22 protein-coding genes are annotated in these 24,032 nt (G+C 74.8%); 5 read left to right on the top strand and 17 right to left on the bottom strand.

Going from position 1 to position 24,032, the window contains the following annotated elements; translation table 11 throughout:
• Positions 1–28 precede the first annotated feature (28 nt).
• On the bottom strand, positions 29–544 hold the full coding sequence (locus ABT232_RS25770; protein WP_351843916.1) for a hypothetical protein: 516 nt from the start codon (positions 542–544) through the stop codon (positions 29–31).
• A 35-nt stretch (positions 545–579) separates the two neighbouring features.
• The gene (locus ABT232_RS25765; protein WP_450872117.1) at positions 580–993 is read right to left on the bottom strand and encodes an ATP-binding protein; all 414 of its coding nucleotides are present in this window, start codon (positions 991–993) and stop codon (positions 580–582) included.
• Positions 994–1,261: 268 nt separating this feature from the next.
• Here ABT232_RS25765 and ABT232_RS25760 point away from each other — a divergent pair, with 268 nt between their 5' ends.
• Together ABT232_RS25760 and ABT232_RS25755 are read left to right on the top strand one after the other, a co-directional pair.
• On the top strand, positions 1,262–1,492 hold the full coding sequence (locus ABT232_RS25760) for a DUF397 domain-containing protein (protein WP_351843911.1): 231 nt from the start codon (positions 1,262–1,264) through the stop codon (positions 1,490–1,492).
• A 131-nt stretch (positions 1,493–1,623) separates the two neighbouring features.
• Complete coding sequence (locus ABT232_RS25755) at positions 1,624–2,544, top strand: helix-turn-helix domain-containing protein (RefSeq protein ID WP_351843908.1); 921 nt, start codon at positions 1,624–1,626, stop codon at positions 2,542–2,544.
• A 69-nt stretch (positions 2,545–2,613) separates the two neighbouring features.
• Here the strand turns inward: ABT232_RS25755 and ABT232_RS25750 are convergent, their stop codons facing one another.
• From ABT232_RS25750 to bdeA, 9 genes are all read right to left on the bottom strand, one after another.
• On the bottom strand, positions 2,614–3,432 hold the full coding sequence (locus tag ABT232_RS25750; RefSeq protein ID WP_351843906.1) for an SAM-dependent methyltransferase: 819 nt from the start codon (positions 3,430–3,432) through the stop codon (positions 2,614–2,616).
• A gap of 231 nt (positions 3,433–3,663) precedes the next feature.
• A complete protein-coding gene (locus ABT232_RS25745; protein WP_351843904.1) occupies positions 3,664–4,923 on the bottom strand; it encodes an ABC transporter substrate-binding protein in 1,260 nt (419 codons plus the stop codon).
• A complete protein-coding gene (locus tag ABT232_RS25740; protein WP_351843901.1) occupies positions 4,920–6,062 on the bottom strand; it encodes a branched-chain amino acid ABC transporter permease in 1,143 nt (380 codons plus the stop codon). The genes ABT232_RS25745 and ABT232_RS25740 overlap by 4 nt, the downstream gene beginning before the upstream one ends.
• Positions 6,055–6,951, bottom strand: coding sequence for a branched-chain amino acid ABC transporter permease (locus ABT232_RS25735; RefSeq protein ID WP_351843899.1), 897 nt, complete (start codon positions 6,949–6,951; stop codon positions 6,055–6,057). The genes ABT232_RS25740 and ABT232_RS25735 overlap by 8 nt, the downstream gene beginning before the upstream one ends.
• Positions 6,948–7,751 (bottom strand): ABC transporter ATP-binding protein, encoded by an 804-nt coding sequence (locus tag ABT232_RS25730; protein WP_351843897.1) that lies wholly within the window; start codon positions 7,749–7,751, stop codon positions 6,948–6,950. The genes ABT232_RS25735 and ABT232_RS25730 overlap by 4 nt, the downstream gene beginning before the upstream one ends.
• The gene (locus ABT232_RS25725) at positions 7,748–8,530 is read right to left on the bottom strand and encodes an ABC transporter ATP-binding protein (RefSeq protein WP_351843895.1); all 783 of its coding nucleotides are present in this window, start codon (positions 8,528–8,530) and stop codon (positions 7,748–7,750) included. The genes ABT232_RS25730 and ABT232_RS25725 overlap by 4 nt, the downstream gene beginning before the upstream one ends.
• Before the next feature lie 350 nt (positions 8,531–8,880).
• Complete coding sequence (locus tag ABT232_RS25720; RefSeq protein WP_351843893.1) at positions 8,881–10,149, bottom strand: PucR family transcriptional regulator; 1,269 nt, start codon at positions 10,147–10,149, stop codon at positions 8,881–8,883.
• A 125-nt stretch (positions 10,150–10,274) separates the two neighbouring features.
• On the bottom strand, positions 10,275–13,130 hold the full coding sequence (locus tag ABT232_RS25715) for a helix-turn-helix transcriptional regulator (protein ID WP_351843891.1): 2,856 nt from the start codon (positions 13,128–13,130) through the stop codon (positions 10,275–10,277).
• Positions 13,131–13,301: 171 nt separating this feature from the next.
• On the bottom strand, positions 13,302–14,225 hold the full coding sequence (bdeA, locus tag ABT232_RS25710; RefSeq protein WP_450872116.1) for a bis(hydroxyethyl) terephthalate hydrolase: 924 nt from the start codon (positions 14,223–14,225) through the stop codon (positions 13,302–13,304).
• 283 nt (positions 14,226–14,508) lie between these two features.
• Between bdeA and ABT232_RS25705 the strand changes: the two genes are divergently transcribed.
• Positions 14,509–15,411, top strand: coding sequence for a Gfo/Idh/MocA family protein (locus ABT232_RS25705; RefSeq protein ID WP_351843888.1), 903 nt, complete (start codon positions 14,509–14,511; stop codon positions 15,409–15,411).
• A gap of 107 nt (positions 15,412–15,518) precedes the next feature.
• Positions 15,519–15,725, top strand: coding sequence for a hypothetical protein (locus tag ABT232_RS25700; RefSeq protein ID WP_351843886.1), 207 nt, complete (start codon positions 15,519–15,521; stop codon positions 15,723–15,725).
• Positions 15,726–15,802: 77 nt separating this feature from the next.
• Here ABT232_RS25700 and ABT232_RS25695 read toward each other — a convergent pair whose 3' ends face one another.
• The 6 genes from ABT232_RS25695 to ABT232_RS25670 form a co-directional block, all read right to left on the bottom strand.
• A complete protein-coding gene (locus ABT232_RS25695; protein ID WP_351843884.1) occupies positions 15,803–16,306 on the bottom strand; it encodes a DUF5709 domain-containing protein in 504 nt (167 codons plus the stop codon).
• 113 nt (positions 16,307–16,419) lie between these two features.
• Positions 16,420–17,259 (bottom strand): proteasome subunit beta, encoded by an 840-nt coding sequence (gene prcB / locus ABT232_RS25690; protein WP_351843882.1) that lies wholly within the window; start codon positions 17,257–17,259, stop codon positions 16,420–16,422.
• 73 nt (positions 17,260–17,332) lie between these two features.
• Positions 17,333–18,274, bottom strand: a complete 942-nt coding sequence (locus ABT232_RS25685; protein WP_351843880.1) for a lysylphosphatidylglycerol synthase domain-containing protein — start codon at positions 18,272–18,274, stop codon at positions 17,333–17,335.
• Positions 18,271–19,734 (bottom strand): hypothetical protein, encoded by a 1,464-nt coding sequence (locus tag ABT232_RS25680; RefSeq protein ID WP_351843877.1) that lies wholly within the window; start codon positions 19,732–19,734, stop codon positions 18,271–18,273. The genes ABT232_RS25685 and ABT232_RS25680 overlap by 4 nt, the downstream gene beginning before the upstream one ends.
• A 269-nt stretch (positions 19,735–20,003) precedes the next feature.
• Positions 20,004–22,346 carry a glycoside hydrolase family 65 protein gene (locus ABT232_RS25675; protein WP_351843874.1) on the bottom strand — a complete coding sequence of 781 codons (2,343 nt, stop codon included), beginning with the start codon at positions 22,344–22,346 and terminating at the stop codon, positions 20,004–20,006.
• Positions 22,343–23,107 (bottom strand): HAD family hydrolase, encoded by a 765-nt coding sequence (locus ABT232_RS25670; protein WP_351843872.1) that lies wholly within the window; start codon positions 23,105–23,107, stop codon positions 22,343–22,345. The genes ABT232_RS25675 and ABT232_RS25670 overlap by 4 nt, the downstream gene beginning before the upstream one ends.
• A gap of 103 nt (positions 23,108–23,210) precedes the next feature.
• On the opposite strand from ABT232_RS25670, the gene ABT232_RS25665 reads away from it, so the two are divergent.
• Complete coding sequence (locus ABT232_RS25665; protein WP_351843870.1) at positions 23,211–23,861, top strand: nucleoside/nucleotide kinase family protein; 651 nt, start codon at positions 23,211–23,213, stop codon at positions 23,859–23,861.
• The last annotated feature ends 171 nt before the right edge of the window (positions 23,862–24,032 follow it).

Genomic DNA, 24,032 nt, shown 5'->3' with positions numbered 1-24,032 from the left:
AGACCGGCCAAAGGGGCCGGAAGCGCCGCTACACGCCCAGGGAGCGGGCGAGTTCCGTGCTGGCGCGCGAGATCTCGGTGTCCTGCTCGGCCAGCAGCGACCGCAGGGTGCCGCGCCGGGCGCGCACGGCCTGGCGGGCGGCGCGCTCCCAGACCACCGGGTTCTCACGGTGGTTGAGCAGCTTGGGGTAGGCGCTGGCGGTGTGCTCCCACTGCCGGGCCTCGGCGATGCTGGCGAGCAGCCGGATGATCTGGGCGCGGCAGGTGACCTGCGGTGACTGCGCCAGCTCCCACAGGAAGGGGACGGTGGCGGCCGTCGCCTGTTCGACGACGAAGCCGTACTGGCAAATACGGGTGCGCAGTTCGGCGAGTGCGGCGGTCGCGGTGTCGGTGCCGCCGCGGGCGATGTCGGCGAGCAGTCCGGGGATGGCGGCGGCGGAGCCGGTGGAGTCCTGGATCTCGTGCCACGGCACCTCGCCGAGCGACCCCAGGAGCTGGTGCTCGGTGCACTCGGTGCCGGGCTGTCCGGTGGGAGCGGTGCGCATGGCTGGGGGCCTTTCCGCAGGCGTCATGGCAGGGGTCATGGCAGTAAGGAGGAGGCGGTCGACAGCCTGGCCCAGACGGTCTTGCCCGCCGGCGGGCGCGGGATCCAGCCCCACTCCTCGGACAGGGCGTCGACGATGCACAGGCCGCGGCCGTGCTCCGCGAAGGCGAAGGCGCCGTGGGGGGCGTACACCGGAGGGGTGTCGCCGGGGTCGGAGACGGTGAGCGTCAGATGGTCCGTGCCGCGGGTCAGGCCGAGCCAGACCTCCGAGTCGTCCGCCGCCGCCCGCGGTACCGCGTGCACCACGGCGTTGGCGGCGAGTTCGGTGACCACGAGGGCGGCGTCGTCGGTGCGATGGCCGAGCGACCAGTCCCGCAGCGTGTCCCGGGTGAAGGCCCTGGCCTGGGCCACGCCCTCCTCGCTGACGGTGATCCGCAGCTCCGCCGACACGGGCCGGGCCGCACCTGCCCCGGCCTCCTCGAGCGGCACTGCGCCGTGGGGCCGAGAGGCGTGATGCACGGGTGACGGCACGGCATCTCCCTGATGCGACGTCATGGTCGGGCGCCCCCACTCGGGTTGACGCCGGGGTCTATTATCCACGCCGTAGGCCGTCGCGTGCAATTGCACGAGAAATTGCGCGAGTTTTCGCGTAGACGGTCGGCACATGGGCACACACCACAGCGAGCCCAACGGCACCGCCGACACCAGGGAGAGGTCGATGTCACCAGTACCGAACGGAGTACGGGCCAGCGCGCTGGACACCCGGTGGATCAAGAGCCGGCACAGCAACGCGGAGGGCAACTGCGTCGAGGTGGCGCCGCTCGCCGACGGAGGTGTCGCGCTGCGCAACTCGCGGGACCCTGACGGACCGGCGCTCGTCTACACCGCCGCCGAGGTGGCCGCCTTCCTCGCCGGCGCCAAGGACGGGGAGTTCGACCACCTGGTGTGAGGCGCGCGCACCGGGCGCCCGGCCGGCGGCTCACCACCGCCAACACCCCACGATCCGGCGGCATATATGCAACGCGAGGGCAGCGCTGCGATAGCCTGGTCCTCTCTTCTGCCTGCCTTCCGGGAGTTGGGATGTCCGCCGAGTCGCAACGAGTGGTGCGCCTTCGGCCCTATCTGGACCGGGCCGAACCCGCGCCGACCCTGCTGAAGATGCTGGTCGGCGTCCAGTTGGCGGGGCTGCGCGAGGATGCCGGGCTGGCCCAGGACCAGGCGGCGCGCGCCCTCGGTTTCAGTCCCGCGAAACTGTCCCGCATCGAGGCGGGCAAGGGCCGCAGGCCGCCGACCGAGGCGGATGTCCGGGCCCTGCTGAAGCTGTACGCGGTCGAGGAGCACGAGGCCTCCGTCCTGCTGGAACTGCTGCGCAGGGCCGGGGAGCCGGGCTGGTGGCAGCGGTACGACAAGCGGCTGATGCCGGAGTGGTTCGACCGGCTGGTCGGCCTCCAGGAGGCGGCCGCCGCGATCCGTACCTTCGAGATCCAGTACGTTCCCGGGCTGCTCCAGACTCCGGCGTACACCCAGGCGGTGGTCCGCCGCGGGCTGCCGGTCGCGCCGGAGAGCGAAGTGCTGCGGCGGGTCGAACTGCGCACCCGCCGCGCCCAGTTGCTGCACCGCCCGGACGCGCCGCAGCTGTGGGCGATCCTGGACGAGGCGGTGCTGCTGCGGGTCCTCGGCAGCAAGGCCGTGATGCGTGAGCAGCTGGCGCATCTGATCGAGATGGCCCAGCGTCCGAACGTCACCGTGCAGGTGGTGCCGCTGGACGTGACCGAAGCCTCGGCGCCCGCGATCCCGGTCACCTATCTGCGGTTCGGCGGCCTGGATCTGCCGGACGTCGTCTATCTGGAGCACATCCGCAGCGCCAACTTCCTGGAGGACCGGGACGAGACGGAGGAGTACCGCGTCGCGCTCGACCGGCTCGCCGACGAGGCCCTGACCCCGAAGGACTCGCTCGCGCTGCTGCACAGCACGATGGAGACGCGCTACCCCGCCGAGTGACGGGGCGGGAACCGAGGAAGGTGCGGGGCCTCAGCCCCGCACCACCGGTGCGAACTTCGGTCCGGAATCTCAGGGCTTGCGGGCGACGCCGCCGAACTCGATCCACTCATGAGTGAGCTGACGGGGCACCACCTCGGAGTCCGGGCGCCAGGTGGACACCTCGACGAGGCCCGGCTCCAGGATCTCCAGACCCTCGAACCACTGCGCGACGTCCTTGGGCTCGCGCACCCGCCCCCAGTGGCCCTGGGTCGCCTTGTCCATGAAGTCCGTGACGAACGCGCGGACCTCGGCGTCCTCGCTGACGAGCTGGCACATCAGCAGGAAACTGCCGGGCGCGAGCCGTTCGAGCACCCGGTGGACCACGGCGAGCGGGCCGTCGGTCTCGCTGTCCGGGATGCAGTGGAAGACCGAGTTGAAGAGCACGGCGACCGGCTGGTCGAAGTCGATCAGGCGCTGCGTCTCGGCGTGATCGAAGATCAGATCGGTCTCGCGCATGTCGGCGTGGATCACCGTGGTGCGCTCGTCCTGCTCCAGCAGGGCGCGGCCGTGGACCAGGACCATCGGGTCGTTGTCGACGTAGACGACGCGGGCGCTGGGGTCGTGGCGCTGGGCGACCTGGTGGACGTTGTCCTGGGTCGGCAGGCCGGATCCGTGGTCGAGGAACTGGCGGATGCCGTGCTCGGCGGCGAGCGTCCTGACGACCCGCTGGAGGAAGCGGCGGTTGTTGACGGCGAGCCGGCGGGTGCTGGGGACGACCTTGTCCAGCTCCTCGCAGGCCGCGCGGTCCGCGGCGTAGTTGTCCTTGCCACCGAGGTAGTAGTCGTACATCCGTGCGGCCGTCGGGATATTGGCGTCGATCTCCGTGGACAGCTGTTTTCCGGTGCTCATCGTTCCCCCAGCTTCGTACCGCATCGATCCGCCAAGCCTCACTGGCGGTACATCCTAGGGACCTCCGGGTCACCCGTGCCAGTGAGAAGGCGAAGGCCGTGGGCCCGAAATCACCGAGGACCCCTTGCTTAGAACTGGCGTTCGTGCGCGAGGAGTTGACTGTGCCCGCGCACAGCGGGAGGGCGGTCCCGGTGTGGACCGCCCTCCCGTGTCGTCCGCGCCGCGGGAGCGTCAGGACTTCAGGTACTCCTCGGCCCCCGGCACCGCGCGCGCTTCCTCCGCGATCACCAGGTTGCCGACCGCCTTGGCGTCCGGCTTCAGGATGTAGCTGGAGAGGCTGGCGGGACGGGAGACGTCGGAGAAGTCCTGCGGGGTGCCGAGTCCGGTGTCGGCGTTCTTCTGGGAGCGGTGGGCCTTCACCACGTCCTCACGGGTGAGGCTGCCGGCCTCGCAGGCCTTCTTCAGGTCGGCGCCGAGGAGCTGCGCGGCGTTGTAGCCGGAGAGCACGCCCGAGTCGACCGGGGACCCCGGGTACTTCTTCTCGTACGCCTTCACCATCTTCTGCACGCCGGGCAGGTCCGAGCTGACCGCCGGGGCGGCGCTGACCACGCTCAGCATGGCCTCCAGGGCCTTGGCCGCCGGGGTCTTCATCAGCTGCGGCGCGAAGCCGGGGGCGCTGCTGACGATCGGGACCTGGAGGCCGCGGGAGGCGGCGACACCGGCGAGGGAGGCCGTCTGGGCGGGGCCGGCGCTGATGAGGATGGCCTTCACGCCCGCCTCGCGCAGCGCGGACACCTGGGCGGACAGATCCGTGTCGGTGGCCTTGATCTTCTGGTCGACGATCTTCAGGCCGGCGCGCTTCGCGGCCCAGGTGGAGCCCTCCAGGGCGTTGGCGCCGTAGTCGCCCTCGAAGTAGACGTGGCCGATGGTGTCGCCCTTCTTCAGGCCCTTGGTGCGGGTGAGGAAGTCGACGGCGGCGATCATGTCGACGTCGTAGGTGGTGCCGAGGACCTGCACCGCGTCCTTGCCGAGCAGGGAGGCGGCCCAGGCCTGCGGGAAGGTCAGCAGGTTGTCGCGCTCGATGTCGTCGAGCAGCGCGGCGACCACCGGCGAGCCGATCACCTGCGGCAGGGCGACGACGTCGGAGGAGATGTCGGCGTACGCGGTGACCGCCTTCTGCACGTCGTAGCCGTGGTCCTCGACGACGATCTCGACCTTGCGGCCGCAGATGCCGCCGGCCGCGTTGGTCTCGTCGGCCCACATCTTCTGGGCCTGCACGATGCTCTTGCCAAGGGTGGCGTAGGGGCCGGTGAGGTCGGTCAGGGCGCCCAGCCGGATGCGGTCGTCGGTGACACCGGGGCCGGTCTTGACGCCGTCGGCGGCGTCGCCGGGCTTGTCGCCCTCCGCCTTGGAGCTGCAACCGGTGCCCGCGATCAGCAGCGCCGCCACGGCCGAGGCGATAAGGGTTCTGGTGGTGCGGGTGGTGTTCACGGGGTGTGCTCCTTGGGTCGTGCGGGGGACGCGGACGGGGCGGATGGCTGGGTGGACGGCTGGGCGGACGCCGGGGCCGACGGATCGGCGGCCGGCCGGCGGCGCCCGACGCGAGCGCGTATGCGGCGGGTGAGCCCGTGCAGGCCGTCGGGGGCGTACAGGAGGATCAGGACGATCGCGGCGCCGTAGAGGTAGCGGGCGGCCTCGGTGGGGCCGACGACTCCTCCGCTGCTGCCGGGCGGGGTGACCAGCGGCAGGTGGTCGGCGTAGCGGGTCATCAGCAGCGGCAGCGCGGTGACGAACACCGCGCCCGCGGTGGCTCCGGCGACCGAGCCGAGACCGCCGATGACGATCATGGCGAGGTAGTCGACGGAGAGGGCGAGCCCGAAGTAGTCGGGCACGATCCGGCGGAAGCCGAGCGCCAGCAGCGCTCCGGCGAGGCCCGCGTACATCGAGGAGACGACGAACGCGGCCGAGCGGTAGCGGGCCACGTCGACGCCCATGACGGCGGCGGCGGTCTCGCTGTCGCGGACGGCCACCAGGGCGCGGCCCGGGCGTCCGCGCAGGATGCCGCGGGCGGTGACCCAGGTGAGCGCGAACAGGGCGAGTCCGAGGTACCACAGGCGTTCCTCGGAGCCGAACGGCACGCCGAGCACGACCAGTTCGGGGTCGGTGTCGGCGAAGGTGAAGCCGCCGAGGCTGAGCGGCGGGACCGAGCGGCCGTTGAAGCCGCCGGTCACGGAGTCCGCGGTGAGCAGGACGTGGTGGCCGAGGAAGACCAGGGCGAGGGTGGCGACACCCAGGTAGATGCCCTTCACCCGGCCGGCGACCGGGCTGAACAGGCCGCCCGCGGCTCCGGCGAGCAGCACCGCGAGGACCAGGGCGAGCGCGGGCGGCAGGCCGGGGCCGGGCTCGCCGGCCAGCCAGGCGTAGCCGTAGGCGCCGACGGCCAGGAAGAAGGCGTGGCCGAGGGAGAGCTGGCCCGCGGTGCCGGACAGCAAGCCGAGGCCGACGGCGCCGATGGCCGCCGCCATGGCGAACAGTCCGATCCGCAGCCAGAAGGCGTCCAGGTAGAAGGGCAGGGCGCACAGCAGCAGGACGAGCAGCAGCGGCCGGCCGCGCTTGAGGAGGTCAGACACGGACGGCTCCCTTCGCGCCGAACAGCCCGGTGGGCCGTACGAGCAGGACCAGCACCATCACCGCGTACGGGGCGACGTCGCCGAAGCCCTCGCCGAGGACGTGGAGTTCGGACTGGTAGCCGGCGACCAGGGCCTCGGTCAGGCCGATCAGCAGGCTGCCGGCGAGTGCGCCGGGCGGGGAGGCCATGCCGCCGAGGATCGCGGCCGGGAAGGCCTTGAGGGCGATCTGGCCGGTGGTGCGTTCCAGGCCCGGCGCCGGGAAGGCGGTGAGGAAGACGGCGGCGAGCGCGGCGAGCGCTCCGGCCAGGCACCAAACGAGCATCCGCACCCGGGTGAGCCGTACGCCCATCAGGGCCGCCGCCTCCAGGTCCTCGGCCGCCGCCCGCAGGGACAGGCCCCAGGCGGTGTACCGGAAGAGGGCGAAGACACCGGCGATGACGACGGCCGACACCGCGATCGCGGCAATGCGGCTGTCGGCGACGGTGACCGAGCCGATCCTGGTGACCGAGTCGCCCCAGGGGTCGCCGGTGGTGAGCAGGTCGCCGCCGATGCGCCGGGCGAGGTCGGTGACCAGGACGATGTCGACGCCGATGGTGACGATGGTCTGCACATGGGCGGCCCGCGGGTCGCGGTCGCCGCCGCGCAGCAGCAGCCGGTCCATGGCGCCGGCCACCAGCGCCGTCGCCAGCACGGCCACCGCGAGGGCGCCGGCGAAGCCGAGGTCGTCGTGGAGGACGGCGGTCAGGTAGCCGCCGAGCAGCAGCAGGGAGCCGTGGGCGAAGTTGAGGACGCCGGAGGCCTTGAAGATGACGACGAAGCCGAGGGCGACCAGGGCGTAGACCGCGCCGAGGGCGAGGCCGTTGAGCAGGTGGTCCAGGAAGTTGGTCATGCCGCGTCCTCCCCGGCGTCGTCGCCGCCGCCGAGGTAGGCGCGCAGCACCTCGGGGTCGTTGCGGACCTCGTCGGGGGTGCCGTGCGCGATGGCGCGGCCGAAGTCGAGGACGGTGACCTCGTCGGCGAGGCGCATCACCAGACCCATGTCGTGCTCCACGATCAGTACGGACAGGCCCAGTTGGGCGCGGACGTCCCGGATCACCTCGGCCGTGCGGACGCGTTCGGCGCCGTTCATGCCGGCCACCGGCTCGTCCAGGAGGAGCACACGCGGCTCCAGGCACAGGGCGCGGGCGAACTCGACGCGCTTGCGGTCGCCGTAGGACAGCACCGCGACGGGGGTGTCGAAGAGGTCGCCGAGCCCGGTGAGGTCGGCGATCTCGCGGGCGCGGTCGCGGTGGGCGCGCTGTTCGCGCACCGCGCCGGGCAGTCGGAGGGCGCTGGCGGCGAAGCCGGCGCGGGTGAGGGCGTGGCGGCCGAGCATCAGGTTGTCGGCGACGGTGCCCTCGGTGGTGACGATGTTCTGGAAGGTGCGGGCCACGCCGAGCCGGGCGATGCGGTGCGGCGCCAGCCGGGTCAGGTCGGTGGCGCCGAGCCGGACGGTGCCGGAGGCGGGGCGGCACAGGCCGGACAGGACGTTGAAGCAGGTGGACTTGCCCGCCCCGTTGGGTCCGATCACCGCGTGCACCGAGCCGGGGGCCACGGTGAAGGACACGGCGTCGAGAGCGGTGAGACCGGCGAACCGGACGGTGACGTCGCGGACGTCCAGCTCGGGGGGCGCGGTGGTGCGGTCGTTCACGCGGCCCCCTGACCGTCTTCGGACTCGCCGAGGTAGAGGCGGCGTACGGCGTCCGTGCGGGCGAGGTCGTCCGCGGGCCCGGACAGCCGGACCTCGCCGACCTCCAGGACGTGGGCGTGGCTCGCGAGCGACAGGGCCATGCCGGCGTTCTGCTCGACCAGCAGCACGGCGGTGCCCTGGGCGTTGATCTCGCGGATCACCTCGGCGATCCGGTTGACCATCAGCGGGGCGAGGCCGAGGGAGGGCTCGTCCAGCAGCAGCAGGCGCGGCGCCGCCATCAGGGCGCGGCCGATGGCCAGCATCTGCTGCTCGCCGCCGGACAGCAGCCCGGCGGCCTGCTGGGTGCGTTCGGCGAGCCGGGGGAAGAGCGCGAAGACGCGGTCGCGGGACTCGCTTACCAGGGCGGGGCTGCGGCGGCCGAGGCCGAGCCCGCCGGTGCGCAGGTTCTCGTCGACCGACAGACCGGCGAAGACCCTCCTGCCCTCGGGGACCTGGACCACTCCGGCGCGTACCGCCGCGACCGGGTCCTGGCCGTCGAGCTCCGTGTCGCCGTAGCGGATACGGCCGGCCGTGACCGTGCCGCGGTGCAGGCGCAGCGTGCCGGAGACCGCCCGCAGCAGGGTGGTCTTGCCGGCTCCGTTGGCGCCCAGCAGCGCGACGACGCTGCCGTGCGGGACGGTCAGGGAGACCGAGCGGAGTGCGGACAGGGCCCGGCTGTACGTCACGTCGAGATCCTCGACGTGCAGCGCGGACTCCTTGTCCGGTGGGCTTTCAGGCATCGCGGCTCCTCGGGTCCGTGCCGCGCGGGCACGGATGTTCGGGGTAGGGGCAGCTCACGACAGCACGCGCGCATGAGCGCGGTACAGGGTTCACGGGGTGGTGGGTGCGCGGTCCCAGCCGAGGGGCGGGGGGCTTGTGCGGATGCCCAGAGAGGGCGGCAGCGGGGTTTCGCGGCCGGACCCGTGGTACGGGCCGGGCCGGGGCCGCGCGCCGGGGCCGAGCCCGGCCCACGCGAGCCGATGGAAAGCCGATGGAAACCCGGTGGGAGCCCGGTGGGAGCCCCAGGGAAAAGGGCCCCGCCCGCTTCCCGGGCAGGGAGGCGGGCGGGGCCCCGTGGGGCTGCTCGTCGTCAGTTCTTGAGCAGGCGGCGGGCGGTCAGGGCGAGGCTGATCTCGACCAGGTCGGAGGGGCGGGCCAGGGACCGCTCGGTGAGCTGTTCGAAGCGGCGCAGGCGGTTCAGGACGGTGTTGCGGTGGCAGTAGAGGCGTTCGCCCGCCCGCTGAGCGGAGCCGTCGCAGGCCAGCCAGGTGGCCAGGGTGTCCAGCAGGACCTCGCGGTCGGCCGGTTCCACCCGCTCCAGCGGGCCGAGGACGCGGTCGGCGAGGGTGGAGCCGAGTTCGGGGGACGACACGACGAGGGCGGCGGGCAGGTGCTCGGTCAGCCGGATCGTGCCGCCGTCCGCGGGACACATCCGCAGCGCGGTGTCGGCGAGCCGGCGGGCCTCGCCCACGGCGGCCAGTCCGTCGACGACGCCGCCGATGCCGATCCGGGTGCCGGCGCCGCCGCTCGGCTCGGGCAGGCCGTCGTCGCCGTCCCGGTCGTCCGCGCCGAGCAGCACGATGCCGTAGTCCACCTCCACGCCGGCGTGCCAGTGGACCCGCGCGCCGCCCTGGACGACGGCGGCGCCCCGGGCTCCGCCGAGTCCGCCGTCGGCGACGGCGACCACGGCGTACCGGCCGTGCTCGGGCATCTCCAGCGCCCGTGCGGTGTCGGGCAGGTCGGCGATGCGGCTGGTGCCGTCGAGCAGGGCGGCGGCCAGCAGCCGGACGCGGTTCTCGCGGCGCCAGGTCAGCTGGCGTTCGACCTGGCGATAGGCGTCGGTGACGAGCGTGCAGTGCTCGTCGACGAAGTTCCAGACGTCGGCGGCGACGTGCACCAGCAGCCGGACGTCCTCGGGCGCCCGCCGGGAGGTCTCCTCGACCAGTCCCTGCCACACCAGGGAGCCGCCCAGCCGGAACGCGTGCAGCACGGCGTCCAGCGGCAGGCCCTGCTCGGCCCGGCCGGCGCCGATCCGCCAGGAGCAGCGGCGGGCCGCGTCCCGGGCGCCGCGCGGGTCGAGCAGCGAGGCCACGCTGTGCCGCAGCGAGCGGTGCATCTCCTGCCAGATGCCGACCGGGTCGTTCTCGACGGCGGCCCGGTAGGCGGGTTCCTGGTCCTGTACGACGGCCATCAGCCGGTCGGTCAGCTCGGCCAGGTCGTCCATCAGCACGCGGGCGGCGCGGTGCAGCACCCGGATGGCCTCGGCGTCGATCAGCGAGCGGACGCGCCGGGTGCGCGGCTGCGGCATGACGGCCGCCGCCGGGCGCGGCGCCGTTCGGGTCCGTACGGCAGGGTGCATCGAGGTCCTCCCCCAGGGTCGGGCTTCGTGGCGGCGGCCGGTGCCGGGCCGCTCCCCGTGGCCCGCGCGAAGGCCGCCGCCTGACTCGTCCTGCCCGGAAGGATGGCATACCGTCCGGTCGGTCCCTAGAGCTGTGCACGGGTCTTTTCGGCCCGTTCGACCAGGCGGGCCAGTTCCACCCGCGATCGCACCCCCAGCGCGGCGAAGACATTGCGGAGGTGGTAGTCGACCGTGCGGGTGCTGACGGACAGGCTGCGGGCCACCTCCCGGTTGGTGGCGCCCTGGGCGACGTACCGGGCGATCCGCCACTGCTGCGGGGTGAGCCGGGCCAGCGCGCCCGCGACCGCCGCGTCGGGCGCGCCCTCGCTCGGGGAGGTGCCGCTCGGCGCCGCACCGTTGGCCCGCAGCTCGGCGCGCGCCTGCTCCGCCCAGGCCAGGGCGCCGCAGCGTTCGAAGCCGACCAGGGCGGCGCCGAGCCGGTCACGGGCCTCGCGCGGCCGGCGGCGGCGTCGCAGCCACTTGCCGTACAGCAGCTCGGTGCGGGCGCGCTCGAAGTCGCCGCCCGCCTCCTCGTGCGCCGCGAGGGCCTGTTCGTACAGCTCACCGGCCCTCTCCGGCGGGGCCAGCAGGGCGTGGCAGCGCAGCAGCTGGGCGGGGGCCTGCGGGTCGGCGCCGAAGCCGGCCCAGGCGGCGAAGTCCGCGACGACCGTCCGGGCGTCCTCCGGGCGACCGGCCAGTGCGGCCGCCTCGACGAAGCAGGGCACGGCCAGCATCCAGACCGCGAAGTGCCCGCGCCTTGGTCCCGGACACACCAGCGGTCCCAGCCGGTCCGCGGCCTCCAGCGGGCGGCCACGGCCCAGGTCGGCGCGGGCCGCCGCCCACTCGGCGAGCGTGGCCGGCTGGGCCAGCCCGTGCGCGCGGGCCGTCGCGAGGGCGGCCGTCACATGCCGCTCGACGGCCGCGGGCTCGCTCTCGATGGACGCGGCCAGCGCCAGGACGGCGTGGTGGTGGGCCGCCGGATTGCGCTGGCCGGTGCGCCGCGCGGCACGCAGACCCTCCTCGGCGTGGGTGCGCGCCTGGGCGTGCCGGCCGGCCCGCAGTTCGGCGTAGGCGAGGTACTCCAGGGCCTGCGGGACGAGCGCGGCGGAGCCCCTGGCACGGGCCGCGGCCAGCGCCCGCGCTCCCGCCCGGCCCGCCGCGGCCAGGTCGCCCAGCACCAGGGCGGCGGCCGCCGCCCGCAGCAGCTCCTCGGGCTCCTCGCCGGTGCCGGTGCGGTCCGCGACCCGGCGCAGCGGCGCGGTGGCCAGATCCAGTCGGCCGCCGAGGAGCGCGCCCAGGCCGAGGCGGTAGTCCTGGTGGCCCGGGGAGAGCCGGGTGTCCGCGCCGAGGTCCGGGCCCGCCCCGGCGAGCGCCTCCCGGCAGGCCGTGATGTCGCCCGCGGCCCAGGCCGCGTCGGCGGCGGCCAGCGCGGCGCCCGACGCCTGGTCCGGCGCGGCGGCGGCGAGCAGCGCGGCGGCGGACAGCAGGGAGGCGCGGGCGTCGGCGACCGGGCCGTCCCGCAGTTCCGCCAGTCCTCGCACCAGCTCGGCCCGGCCGCGCACCACGTCCGGTGCCGGGCCGCGTCCGGCCTCGGCGAGCAGCCGCAGGGCCTGCCGCGGGTGGCCCGCGAGCAGTGCCTGTTCGGCGGCGGACGTGTACCGCTCGCGGCGGACCGCGCCGTGCGGGGTCAGCTCCGCGGCGCGGGTGTACGCCGTGGCGCGCAGCGTGTGCGAGGCCGCGCCGGCCGCGGCGGCCGCCAGCCGCGCCGCGACGGGAGCCGCCGGCGTGGTCCCGGCCCAGGCCTCGTGCGTCAGCGCCGCCAGCCCCTGTCCGTCCGCACGCAGCGCACCGGCGAGAGCACGGTGGACCGCTCGGCACCGGTCGGGTGCCGCCGTGGCGTACACGGCCCTGCGGGCGAGCGGGCCGGCGAAGCGGAGCCGGCCGTCGGTGAGGACCAGGGCGTCGGGAAGGAGGTCGGCGGCCGGCGCCGTGCGCCGCCCGCGGGAGGACGGCCGCTGCCCCGGGTCCCGGCGAGCCGTGGGTCCGGTGTCCGGCGTCGCGTCGGCCGGCGCTCCGCGCTCCCCCGCCGCCAGACGGCGGGCCGCCGCCCGGACCAGCGCCGCGTCGGCCTCCGGCGTCTCCGCACCGCGTAATGCCGCGGCCGTGATCAGCAGCAGGTCCGCGGCCGCGGAGGTCGGGGCGGCCGGCCACGGTCCGGTGACGCTCGTCAGGACCCGGGCGTCGGCGAGCGGCCGGGGCGGGTCCTGGCCGCCCGAGAGCTGGGCCGGGGTGAGGCGGCGGACCATGGCCAGCAGCAGCGCCGGGTTGCCCTCGGCCTCCTCCAGCAGTTCGTCGCGGAGCGCGGGGTCGACGGCGCCGCCGGTCGCCTCGTCCAGGAGTGCCGCGGCGGCGGCCGGCGGCAGCGGGTGCAGCGACAGCGTGGGCAGCCCGGCGAAGTCGTGGTCGGCCGGTCCTGGCCCGGCGGTGGTCAGCAGCAGGCCCACCCGGCCGGCCGCGGCGGGCCGACGGGCGGCACGGGCCAGGGCGGTGCGCGAGGGGGCGTCCCACAGGTGGGCGTCGTCCAGGCACACCAGCAGCGGATCGCCTCCGGCCGCGGCGCGGAAGGCGCGCAGCAGGGCGTGCGGCGCGCTGCGGGCGTCCAGGACGGCGGTGGGCGGGTGGCCGACGGCGGCGGCGAGCGTGTGCACGCCGCCGTAGGGCCGGGGCTCGGCCGCATCGCAGCGCAGGTGCAGCACCGGTCCGGCCCGGAAGGAGCGGGCGGCCTCGTCGAGGAGCGTCGTGCGGCCGAGGCCCGGTTCGCCCGTCAGGACGAGCGCGGCGCTGCCCGTCCGCAGCCGGTCCGGCACCGCGGCCACCATGCGCCGCTCCGCGCTTCGCCCGTGGATCGGCGGGGCCGTCGGCACGGTCGTCTGTCCGGTCATTCCCGCGACGTTACGCGCGGGTAACGGCAGCCGGAAGGTTGACGTCCGCACCATTCGGGCGTCTGTGCCGCCGCCCAGCGCGGCAGCCCGCGCCGCGTGCGCCCGCACAACGCCTACGGCGGCCGCGCGCAGGGCGCGACCGCCGTGGTGCCGAGGACCGCGTGGGGCAGGTCAGGAGGTGTGCGGGCAGTTGCCCCGGTACTCCTCGATGGTGAGGCTCGGCCGCGGCAGCGGGCACAGGAACTGCTCGTAGCGGGTGTCGTTGTCGATGAACCGCTTGAGCCAGCTGATGCTGTACTTCGCGATCGTCGTGTCCGAGGAGTTCGGCGTGAAGTGGGTCGCGTTGTTCAGCTCCAGATAGGCCTTGTCCAGCGACGACGGCAGGTTCGTGTAGAACGGCTCGGCGTGGCTGGAGACCGGGGCGATCGTGTCGCCGTCGGCGCCGAAGATGAGGGTGGGCGTCCTCAGCTCGGGCCAGGTCTTGTCCAGGTTCCACGGCGTCAGCGGGATGGCCGCCTGGAGCGAGGGCCGGGTCTTGGCGGCCTCCAGGCTGCCTCCGCCGCCCATCGAGTGGCCCATCACGCCGAGCCGGGTGCTGTCGATGCGGCCGCGCACCGAGCTGCGCTGGGTGAGGTAGTCCAGCGCGGCCAGCAGCTGGTCGCCGCGGGAGTCCGGCTGGTCGACCGTCGTGTTGGTGTCGATGGTGAAGACCACGAAGCCCTGGGAGGCCAGCCGCGGGCCCAGCCAGGCGATGGAGGACTCGTAGGCGGTGAAGCCGGGCGAGATGGCCACGGCGCCGAAGGTGCCGTCCGCGGTGCTGGTCGGGTAGTAGATCGTGCCGCCGCCGAAGCCCGTCACCGACAGGGACGAGACGGAGGTCTGCGAGACCGCGTAGGGGCCGCGCAGCGCCTCGATGCTGGAGGTGGTCGGCGCCGGGCCGCGCTCGTAGGGGTTGTCGGCCGCGTGGGCGCCGGTGCCGGTGAGGCCGCTCAGTCCGACCACGGCGGCGGTCGCGGCGACGAGTCCGGTGAAGCGGGTCGCGCGGCGCCGGTGGGGGGTGGCGGAGCCGGTGCGGGTCTGCGGGTGCTGGTGCACGTCGAGTCGTCCTCTCTGTCGTGCGCTCGGGTGGCTAACCCGGCCTGTGGGGTGTGCCGTCGGGAACGGCTCGCCCACTGTCGGCGCAGCACCGCACGGCGGGCACCGGCAAAATCACCGGCCTCGTGAGCCGGGTGGGAGTTGGGTGCGAGCCGGGTGCGAGCCGGCCCGCACGCGTGGAACCGGCTTGCGTGCGCACCGCGCGGGTGTGACAGGCTCACCGGGGCCGGGCGCTCGCCGCCGCGGTCACAGGGACGTTTTCCGACCTCGGAGAGGCGGCGCTATGCGCATCGGACTGCTCGGCACCGGCCCCTGGGCACAGATGGCCCACGCACCTGCCCTCGCCGGGCACGACGAACTGGACTTCGTCGGGGTGTGGGGGCGGCGTGCGGACGCCGCGAAGGAACTGGCGGCCCGGCACGGGGCTCGGGCCTACGACGACGTGGACGCGCTCCTCGCCGACGTCGACGCCGTCGCCGTGGCGCTGCCGCCGGACGTGCAGGCGGAGTTGGCGGTGCGGGCCGCGCGGGCGGGCCGGCATCTGCTGCTGGACAAGCCGCTCGCCGCGACACCGGAGCGGGCGCGGGCGGTGGCGGCCGCGGTGCGGGAGGCGGAGGTGGCCTCGGTCGTCTTCTTCACCACCCGGTTCCAGAGCGACACCGAGGCCTGGATCACCGAACAGGCGGCCGTCGGCGGCTGGTTCACGGCGCGCGCCCAGTGGCTCGCCGCGCTGTTCACCGGGTCCGCCGACCGCGCGCCCGCAGGCGACAGCCCGTTCGCGGCGTCGCCGTGGCGGCGGGAGAAGGGCGCGCTGTGGGACATCGGCCCGCACGCCCTGTCCGTGCTGCTGCCGGTGCTCGGGGACGCCCGCCGGGTGACGGCCGCGGCAACCGGCCCCGGCGACACCGTGCACCTGGTCCTCGACCACACCGGCGGCGCGTCCAGCACGGTCACGCTGAGCCTGACCGCGCCGGCGCGGGCCGCGGGCGCCGCCGTGGAGCTGCGGGGCTCGGCCGGGGTGGCCCTGCTCCCGGAGAGCCGGGAGGAGGTCGTGCCCGTTCTCGCCCGCGCGGCGGACGCCCTGCGCGAGGCGGCCGCGACCGGTCGCCCCCACTCGTGCGACGCCGCGTTCGGCCTCCGTGTCACCGAGATTCTGGCGGAGGCGGAGGCCCTGCTGGGCACGTAGCGTGGCGCTTCCGGATGCACGCCGCGCTCCCTGGGTGAATGGTGTTATCAGACCCGTTGCCACCACCGGGACCGTCACCGAAGCAACCGGACCGAGGAGCGGAGATCATGTCGACGTCAGCATCCGGCGCGTCCCAGCCTTCCCAGGACCGCGCCACCCCGGACAGCCTGCTCCACGCCCGCACCGGCACCGATGTGTCGCCGGAGGACCTGGTCCTGGCCTCCGGCAAGGACCTCACCCCGCGCAACCTCGAATGGGCCGAGCGCAAGCTGGCCCAGGAGGGCCCGGCCGCCCTCGACAAGCTGCTGCCCTGAACCGGCCGCCCGGCGAACACCGCCCCTGACGCGAGCCTCGCCCGCGTCAGGGGCCTCCGTGCGAAGGTGCCTCCGCGTCAGGGGGTGTCCTCCTCGGTCGGCGGCGTCGCGTCGTCGACGATGTGCATCGCGGCCTCCTCGGCGCCCGCCGCGCCGCCGTCGATGCCCACGTCCTCGGCGACCTCCTCCTTCGTCGTGTCGGTGTGAACGCCCTCGTCCGGGGCGACCAGGCGTCCGGAACGCGCACCGCCCGCCTCCGGGTCGACCGGCTCCCCGTCGCCTCCCGGAAGGTCCCCGATGTCGTCGCCGGCGGCCTCCGGTGCCTCGGGCACCTCCTGGGCCAGCCGCTGGTCGAGGCTCTCGCCCTCGTGCTGCTCGGCGGCCGTGGTGCCGTACCGGGTGACGCCGAGCGGCTTCTCGGGCGGGGAGTAGCCCTCGTCGAGGGTGTCGTCGTAGGTCCGCTCGTCCAGCGCGTCCTGCAGGTCGAGGGGCGCGGCGTCCTCCTGCTCCTCGTTGGTGCCGGTGGGCTGGTAGGCGTCGTCGGCCATCGGTTCGGAGTCTGTGCGGTCGGTGCCGCCCATGGCTGCCTCCTTCTCGCCTCGGGACTGGGCTCGTCGGTGCGATTCGCCCTCTCCGCGTTTCCCGATCCGCGGCCTCCAACCTGGCGTTTCTCGTCACACCGGCGCGGGCGGCCTCACGGCGCGGCGTTCGGTCCGTCCGGACGGCTGCCGCGCTGCCCGATCATCGCCCGGCTCAGCTCCTCCGTCTCCGGCTCGGACAGCCGCTCGAATCCGGCCTCGGTGATGAGGGACACGACCGGGAAGATACGGCGGTTGATGTCCGGCCCGCCGGTTGCGGAGTCGTCGTCGGCGGCGTCGTACAGCGCCTGGAGGGCGGTGAGGGCGGCCTCGCGGCGGGACATGGCGGGCCGGAACAGTTTCTTCAGCGCGCCCCTGGCGTACGGCGAGCCGGAGCCCTCGGCGTGGAACCCGGTCTTCTCGTAGGTGCCGCCCGCGACGTCGAAGCCGAAGATCCGGCCGCGTCCCTTCTCGTAGCCGGCCATCAGCGGGACGACGGCGAGGCCCTGCATGGCCTGGCCGAGGTTCTGCCGGAGCATGGCGGCCAGCCGGGAGGCCTTGGCGCTGAGGGTCATCGGGGTGCCCTCGATCTTCTCGAAGTGCGTCAGCTCGACCTGGTAGAGCTTGACCATGTCGAGCGCGAGGCCGACGGTGCCCGCGAACGCGATCGCCGTGTGGTCGTCGGCCGGGTGCACCTTCTCCAGGTCGCGCTGGGCGATCAGGTTGCCCATGGTGGCCCGGCGGTCGCCGGCGATCAGCACACCGTCGCGGTAGGCGAGGGCGAGCACGGTGGTGCCGTGCGGGACCCGGTCGGACGCGGCCCGGACGCCGTCGCCCGACGGGCTGCGGGTGGGCAGCAGTTCGGGGCGGTGGGCCGCCAGGAAGTCGGTGAAGGACGCGGTGCCCGGAGTGAAGAACCCCGCCCCCGACCGGCCCTCGCTCGCGTCGCGTGCCATGACACTCCCCCTTGTCTCCGGCCGACACCCGGACTCCTACCTGACGCGCACGTCCGGGAAACACCTGTTCCGGTCAGAGGGCGCGGCGCCGCACCAGCACCGCGAGCACCAGCAGGCCGGGCACCAGCGGCAGCCAGACCGTCAGCAGGCGGTAGCCGAGCACGACCGAGGCCGCGGCGGCGGCCGGGGCTCCGCCGCTGGTCAGGGCGAGGGCGAGGGCGGCGTCCAGGGAGCCGAGACCGCCGGGGGTGGGCAGCAGGGCGGCGGCGCTGCTGGCGGCGAGGTAGAGCAGGGCGACCCGGGCGGGCGGCAGGGGCAGTGCGACGGCCTGGGTGACGGCGAGCACGGCGGCCACGTGCAGCACGGCGAAGGCCAGCGATCCGCCCCACAGGGCCGCCGCCCGGTGCGGCCGGGCGTGCACGGCCCGCACGTCCGCGACGACGGCGGCCAGCGCCCGGCGGCAGCGCGGCCAGAGCCGGACGACGAGCGGCAGCGGCGCCAGCAGCAGCGCGAGGAGGACGGCGAGTCCGGGGCCGGAGACCGCCGGGAGGCGCAGTGCTCCGGGGCAGGCCAGGAGGAGCCCGGCGATCAGCGCGCCGCGGACCACCCCACCGGCGGTGGCCTTGACCGCGAGCGCGGTGGCCGAGCGGCCCGCCGCGAGACCGCAGCGCATCAGGAACCGCAGGATCACGGCGCTCGCGCCGAGCCCGGCGGGCAGCAGCTGGTTGGCGGCGGAGGCGGCGAACTGGGCGGCGACCAGCCGTCCGGCGGGCAGCGGCCGCGCCACCGCGCCCTGCTGGGCGCAGGCCGAGCAGAGCCAGGTCACCGTCACGGCGGCGGCCGCGGCCAGCAGCCACCCGTGGTCGGCGGCGGCGAGCCGTCCGGCGCCGCTCCGCAGCACCGGCCAGTGCCGGCGGAGCAGGAAGCCGACGACCACCAGCGCGGCCACGGAGAGCAGGGCCTGCCGGCGGACCCGGCGCCGGGCGGGCGCGGCCGTCGGGGAGCCGGGTGTCATACGCGTCCGTCGGCGCGGGGCGCCGGGGCGACGTACAGGTGGAATCTGTGGAAGCGGTGCGGGGTCCAGGAGCGGGCGTAGCGCGGTGGGGTGCCGGCGGCGGTGCCGAGGGCGGCGACGGGGATGCGGCGGGCGGCCTCCAGGATGGCGGCCTCGGTGCTGTTCTCGTTGTTGCCGCCGGTGGCGGCGGAGGCGCAGCCGGTGTAGTAGGCCAGCGGGACGGCGGTGTGGCCGGTCAGCAGACAGGGCGGGCGGACGCCGAGCCGGTGGAGTGCGGAGGCGGTGCGCGCCCAGCCGCGGCGGTCCTCGGCCAGTCGGTCCACGGTGCGGTCGAGGACGACGTACTGGACGGCGAGGTGCCCGGCGAGTGCGAGCGCGACGGCGGCCGCGGCGGCCGGCCGCCACCGGCCGCGCGGGCTTCTGACGATGTGCCACAGCGCGTCGGCGGCCGGGATCACGGCGAGCGCGTAGGCGGGCAGCAGGAAGCGCGGGGCCGCGTAGCCGATGAGGAACAGGTACGGCACGGCGGCGCCGGCCGCGCAGGCGAGGGCGACCAGGGTGGGCAGGGTGCGCCCGGCGCGGACGGCGATGACGAGTCCGGCGGCGGCGAGCAGCCACAGCGCGAACCACCACAGGGTGACGGCCGGGTCGGTCAGGGAACCGGTGCAGGGCCGGCACAGGGTGCGGCCGACGAGACTGCGCAGCTGGTCGTCGACGGCGAAGTTCCAGCCGAGGCCGCCCTGGACACGGGAGGCGTCGGACAGCCGCTGCGCCAGGCCGCCGTGACTGAGGTACGCCTCCACGACCCACTGGGCGCCTCCGGCCAGCAGGCCCGCCGCCAGCGCGCCGAGCGGGAGCGGGCGGCGGGTCGCCAGGGCGAGGACCAGCAGCGGGGCCGTCACGTAGACGGCGTCGGTGGGCCGCATCAGCGCCATGAACGCGGCGCTCACGGCGATGCCCCACAGCGCGGCCCGGCCGCCTTCGCCGGCGCGCACGCGCAGGAAGCAGCCGGCGCAGAACAGCCCGCCGACGGCGACCCAGTAGTTGGGCATGGCGCTGGGCGCGTAGAAGAGAGTCATCCACAGGGTGGCGAACAGTGCGCCGCCGGTGGCGAGGACGCGGGGCGGGAACAGTCCGCGCCAGGCGCGCAGGGCGAGGTAGAGGCCGAGGCCGGCGAGGACCGCGAGGTAGATCCGCAGCAGTGCGGTGGAGGTCGACCAGGTGGCGACGGGCGCGACCAGCAGGGGGACGCCTCGGGCGCGGGGGGCGCTGAAGAACGCGGCGGGGGCGTGCGGGCCGACCTGGCTGACGTAGACGATCTCGTCCCAGCCGAGGCCCAGGGCGGGGGGCACCAGCAGCAGCTGGAGCAGGGTGAAGGCGACCGCGACGACCGCGACCGCGCTCGGTGCGCCGAGGCGCAGGGCGCCCGCCCGGGTGGTGACGCTCACGCTCTCGGCCATCGCCCTCGTCCCTCCCCCCGGCGGTACGCAGGGCGGTTTCTGACGCCCCAGCAGTCCATGAAGCGAGGGCGATACCCAGGAAAACAGGGACAAACTAACCTAAGGCGTGGCGGGGTGCAGCGCGCCGTGCGGCCGACCGCCCGGCAGCCGGGCTCCCACGGCCCGGCGCGCGGCGGCCCACGCGGGCCGCCGCCGGACCGCCGCCCCGACCGCCGCCCCGACCGCCTCCGGACCGCTGTCGGACCGCCGCCGAGCGGGGGTCCCGGTGGTCAGCGGGCGTTGGGGCGGCGGTGGGCAGGCTGCCGTGGGGCCGGGCGGTCCGGGGTCGCCGGGACCATGCGGACGGCGGGGCCGTCGGTGCTCACCGTCACCGTCTCGCCGTGGTGGCCGATGGTCAGGGGCGGCCCGGAGAGCAGGGTGTAGGTGGCCTTCTCCGAGGTGATCTCCACCCGCAGCCGGCGCCCGAGGAGCTGGAGGGAGAAGGCGAGCCGGCTGAACTCCGCGGGCAGGCGCGGGGCGAAGCGCAGGGTGTCGCCGTCGCGCCGCATCCCGCCGAACCCGGCGACCAGCGCCATCCAGGTGCCGGCCAGCGAGGCGATGTGCAGCCCGTCGCGGGTGTTGTGCTCCAGGTCCGCGAGGTCCATCAGGGCGGCCTCGGCCGCGTAGTCGTAGGCGAGCCGCAGGTGCCCGGCCTGGGCGGCGACGACGGCCTGGACGCACGCCGAGAGCGAGGAGTCCCGTACGGTCAGCGGTTCGTAGTAGGCGAAGTTGCGGGCGATGTGCTCGTCGTCGAAGTGGCTGCCGCAGGTGTACATCGCCAGCACCAGGTCGGCCTGCTTGACGACCTGCTTGCGGTAGAGGTCGAAGTACGGGAAGTGCAGCATCAGCGGGTACTGGTCGGGGCGGGTCGCGTCGAAGTCCCAGCGCTGGTAGCGGGTGAAGCCCGCGTGCTGCTCGTGCACCCCGAGCTCGTCGTTGTACGGCACGTGCATGGCCTCGGCGGCGTCCCGCCAGGCCGCGCTCTCCTCGCCGTCCACCCCGAGGCGTTCGGCCTCCTCCGGATGGCGGCGCACCGCGTCGGCGGCGGCCAGCAGGTTCTGCCGGGCCATCAGATTGGTGTACGTGTTGTCGTCGGCGATGGCGCTGTACTCGTCCGGTCCGGTGACCCCGTCGATGTGGAAGGCGCCCTCGTGGTCGTGGTGGCCGAGCGAGCGCCACAGGCGGGCGGTCTCCACCAGCAGCTCCACACCCGTCTCGCGCTCGAATTCGGTGTCGCCGGTGGCCGCCGTGTAGCGGGTCACCGCGTCGGCTATGCCGGCGTTCACATGGAAGGCGGCGGTCCCGGCCGGCCAGTACGCCGAGCCCTCCGAGCCCTCGATGGTCCGCCAGGGGAACGCCGCCCCGGACAGGCCCAGCTGAGCCGCGCGCTCCTTCGCGGCGGGCAGGGTGCTCTGCCGCCAGCGCAGCGCCTCGGCGACGGCGTCCGGCGAGGTGTAGGTGAGCAGCGGCAGCACGAACATCTCGGTGTCCCAGAAGGCGTGGCCGTCGTAGCCGGAGCCGGTCAGGCCCTTCGCGGGGATCGCGCGCCGCTCGGCGCGGGCGCCGGCCTGGAGCACATGGAAGAGGGCCAGGCGGACGGCCTGCTGGATCTCCTCGTCGCCGTCGACCTCCACGTCGGCGCGCGACCAGAAGTCGTCGAGGTAGGCCTGCTGGTCCTCCAGCAGGCCCGTCCAGCCGCTGTGCGCGGCCGCCGCCAGCGCCGCCTCCACCTGGTCGCTCATCGCCGGCCGGGAGCGGGCGCCGGACCAGCCGTGCGCGACGAGCTTCTCCACCCGCAGCCGCTCGCCGGGCTCCAGCACGGAGGTGACGGTCAGCCGGGCCACGTCCACATTGCTCTCGGCGTCCGTGGTGGTCCGCTCCGGGCCGTCGACGGTGTGGTCGGCGGCGACGGCGACCCGCAGACCGCTGCGGCGGGTGCGGTGCACCAGCCGCAGCCGCAGCCCGGAGGCGAAGTCCTCCTCGGGCTCCAGCGGCGACTTCAGCGCCCGCGCGGCCCGCGGGTCGCCGTTCGGCTCGGGCAGGCTCTCGTTGGCGACCAGCTCGGACTGGATGACGACGCGGGTACGGCTGTCGACCGGCTCCACCTCGTAGGCCACGGCGGCGATCGCCCGCTGAGTGAGCGAGACCAGCCGGGTGGAGCGCACCCGGACCGTGGAGCCGGCCGGGGAGGTCCACTCGCAGACCCGTTCCAGGACGCCGCGGCGCAGGTCGAGGGTGCGTTCGTGGGCGGTGAGCCGCCCGTAGCGCAGGTCGAACGGCTCGTCGTCGACGAGCAGCCGCAGGACCTTGCCGTTGGTGACGTTGATGGCGGTCTGCCCGGACTCCGGGTAGCCGTAGCCGGCTTCGGCGTACGGCAGCGGGTGCAGCTCGTGCACCCCGTTGAGGTAGGAGCCAGGCAGTCCGTGCGGCTCGCCCTCGTCGAGGTTGCCGCGCCAGCCGACGTGTCCGTTGGACAGCGCGAACACCGATTCGCTCTGGGCGAGGACGTCCAGGTTGAGCGTGGTCTCCCGGACGGTCCACGGTTCCACCGTGTACGACCGCTGCGCAATCACTCGCCGTCCCCCCGCTCGCCCTTGGACCCGTCCCCCAGCTCGGCGAGGTCCTTGACCACGATGTCCGCGCCGTGCGCGTACAGCGCCTCGGACTGTCCGACCCGGTCGACGCCGACGACGTAGCCGAAGCCGCCCGCCCGGCCCGCGTCCATGCCGGCCAGCGCGTCCTCGAACACGGCCGACCGCTCGGCCGTCACGCCGAGGTCGCGGGCGGCGGCCAGGAAGGTGTCGGGGCGGGGCTTGCCGGGCAGGCCGCGCTCGGCGGCGACGACGCCGTCGACGCGGACGTCGAACAGTTCCTCGGCGTCGATCGCGCGCAGCACGTCACGGCAGTTGGCGCTGGAGGAGACGATCGCGGTGCGCAGCCCGTGCGCGCGGACCGCCTTCAGATAGCGCAGGGTGCCGTCGTAGGCCTCCACGCCGCCGGTGCGGATGCGCTCAAGGAGCAGGTCGTTCTTGCGGTTCCCGAGGCCGTGGACGGTCTGCGCGTCCGGCGGGTCGCCGGGGTCGCCCTCGGGCAGTTCGATGCCGCGGGAGGCGAGGAAGGTGCGCACACCGTCGGCGCGGGGGCGTCCGTCGACGTACTCGTCGTAGTCGGCGCCGGCGTCGAACGGCCGGAACCGTTCGCCGTCGCGGGCGCGCAGGAACGCGTCGAACGTTTCCTTCCAGGCGGCCGCGTGCACCACGGCCGTCCTGGTGACGACGCCGTCGAGGTCGAAGAGGCAGGCCTGGATGGTTGCGGGTAGACCGAGCTCCGTCATACGGGACACGGTTCCCCGCATCCGCGCGTCCAGCGGGTGGCACACGCCACATGGCGCGAACTGTGCCCCCTTCGGCGCCCGCCCAGGTGGCAGACTCCGGTGCGTGCCGCCGACCTTCGACGAACTCCTCACCCGCGCCCGGGCCCTCGGCTCCGGCACGCGGCGTGGGCTGCTGGGCATCGCCGGGGCGCCCGGCTCGGGAAAGACGACGCTCGCCGAACGCCTGGTGCGGGAGCTGAACGGGGCCGGGGAGCCGTGGGTCGCGCACGTCCCGATGGACGGCTTCCACCTGGCCGACGCGGAGCTGGACCGGCTGGGCCGGCGGGACCGCAAGGGCGCTCCGGACACCTTCGACGCGGCCGGGTACGCGGCGCTGCTGCGCCGGCTGCGGGAGGAGTCGGACGGCGACGACATCGTGTACGCGCCCGGCTTCGAGCGGGTCCTGGAGCAGCCGCTCGCGGGTGCGGTGCCGGTGCCGCCGACGGCCCGGCTGATCGTGACCGAGGGCAACTACCTGCTGCTGGACACCGGCGCGTGGGCGCGGGTGCGGCCGCAGCTGGACGAGGTCTGGTTCTGCGAGCTGGACGAGAGCGAGCGGATCGGCCGACTCGTCGCCCGGCACGAGGAGTTCGGCAAGGCGCACGCGCAGGCGGTGGCCTGGGTGCTGGGCACGGACCAGCACAACGCGGAGCTGGTGGCGGTGACACGGGACCGGGCCGACCTGGTGGTGCCGGCCGACGCGACCGCGGGCTGACCTTCCGCGCGCTCCTTCACGGACCGGCGGACGCCGGGCCACGCCGGGCCACGCCGGGCCACGCCGGGCCACGCCGGGCCACGGGGGGCCACGACGGCGGCGGCCGGTGACGGCCGGTGGCCGACGGCGGCGGCCGGTGACGGCCGGTGGCCGACGGCGGCGGCCGGTGAC

Source organism: Streptomyces sp. NPDC001532 (assembly GCF_040298625.1).
Classification (GTDB): domain Bacteria; phylum Actinomycetota; class Actinomycetes; order Streptomycetales; family Streptomycetaceae; genus Streptomyces.
Note: the sequence above shows the minus strand (reverse complement) of the source record. Positions and strands in the feature narration are given on the sequence as shown.

What these genes read in the sequence shown, in the direction of transcription:
- ABT232_RS25680 (WP_351843877.1), bottom strand. Translation starts at nt 19,734, where the DNA reads ATGGCCGAGAGCGTGAGCGTCACCACCCGGGCGGGCGCCCTGCGCCTC.
- prcB (WP_351843882.1), bottom strand. Translation starts at nt 17,259, where the DNA reads ATGGCACGCGACGCGAGCGAGGGCCGGTCGGGGGCGGGGTTCTTCACT.
- ABT232_RS25670 (WP_351843872.1), bottom strand. Translation starts at nt 23,107, where the DNA reads ATGACGGAGCTCGGTCTACCCGCAACCATCCAGGCCTGCCTCTTCGAC.
- ABT232_RS25755 (WP_351843908.1), top strand. Translation starts at nt 1,624, where the DNA reads ATGTCCGCCGAGTCGCAACGAGTGGTGCGCCTTCGGCCCTATCTGGAC.
- ABT232_RS25695 (WP_351843884.1), bottom strand. Translation starts at nt 16,306, where the DNA reads ATGGGCGGCACCGACCGCACAGACTCCGAACCGATGGCCGACGACGCC.
- ABT232_RS25770 (WP_351843916.1), bottom strand. Translation starts at nt 544, where the DNA reads ATGCGCACCGCTCCCACCGGACAGCCCGGCACCGAGTGCACCGAGCAC.
- ABT232_RS25735 (WP_351843899.1), bottom strand. Translation starts at nt 6,951, where the DNA reads ATGACCAACTTCCTGGACCACCTGCTCAACGGCCTCGCCCTCGGCGCG.
- ABT232_RS25725 (WP_351843895.1), bottom strand. Translation starts at nt 8,530, where the DNA reads ATGCCTGAAAGCCCACCGGACAAGGAGTCCGCGCTGCACGTCGAGGAT.
- ABT232_RS25705 (WP_351843888.1), top strand. Translation starts at nt 14,509, where the DNA reads ATGCGCATCGGACTGCTCGGCACCGGCCCCTGGGCACAGATGGCCCAC.
- ABT232_RS25750 (WP_351843906.1), bottom strand. Translation starts at nt 3,432, where the DNA reads ATGAGCACCGGAAAACAGCTGTCCACGGAGATCGACGCCAATATCCCG.
- ABT232_RS25685 (WP_351843880.1), bottom strand. Translation starts at nt 18,274, where the DNA reads ATGACACCCGGCTCCCCGACGGCCGCGCCCGCCCGGCGCCGGGTCCGC.
- ABT232_RS25760 (WP_351843911.1), top strand. Translation starts at nt 1,262, where the DNA reads ATGTCACCAGTACCGAACGGAGTACGGGCCAGCGCGCTGGACACCCGG.
- ABT232_RS25700 (WP_351843886.1), top strand. Translation starts at nt 15,519, where the DNA reads ATGTCGACGTCAGCATCCGGCGCGTCCCAGCCTTCCCAGGACCGCGCC.
- ABT232_RS25715 (WP_351843891.1), bottom strand. Translation starts at nt 13,130, where the DNA reads ATGACCGGACAGACGACCGTGCCGACGGCCCCGCCGATCCACGGGCGA.
- ABT232_RS25720 (WP_351843893.1), bottom strand. Translation starts at nt 10,149, where the DNA reads ATGCACCCTGCCGTACGGACCCGAACGGCGCCGCGCCCGGCGGCGGCC.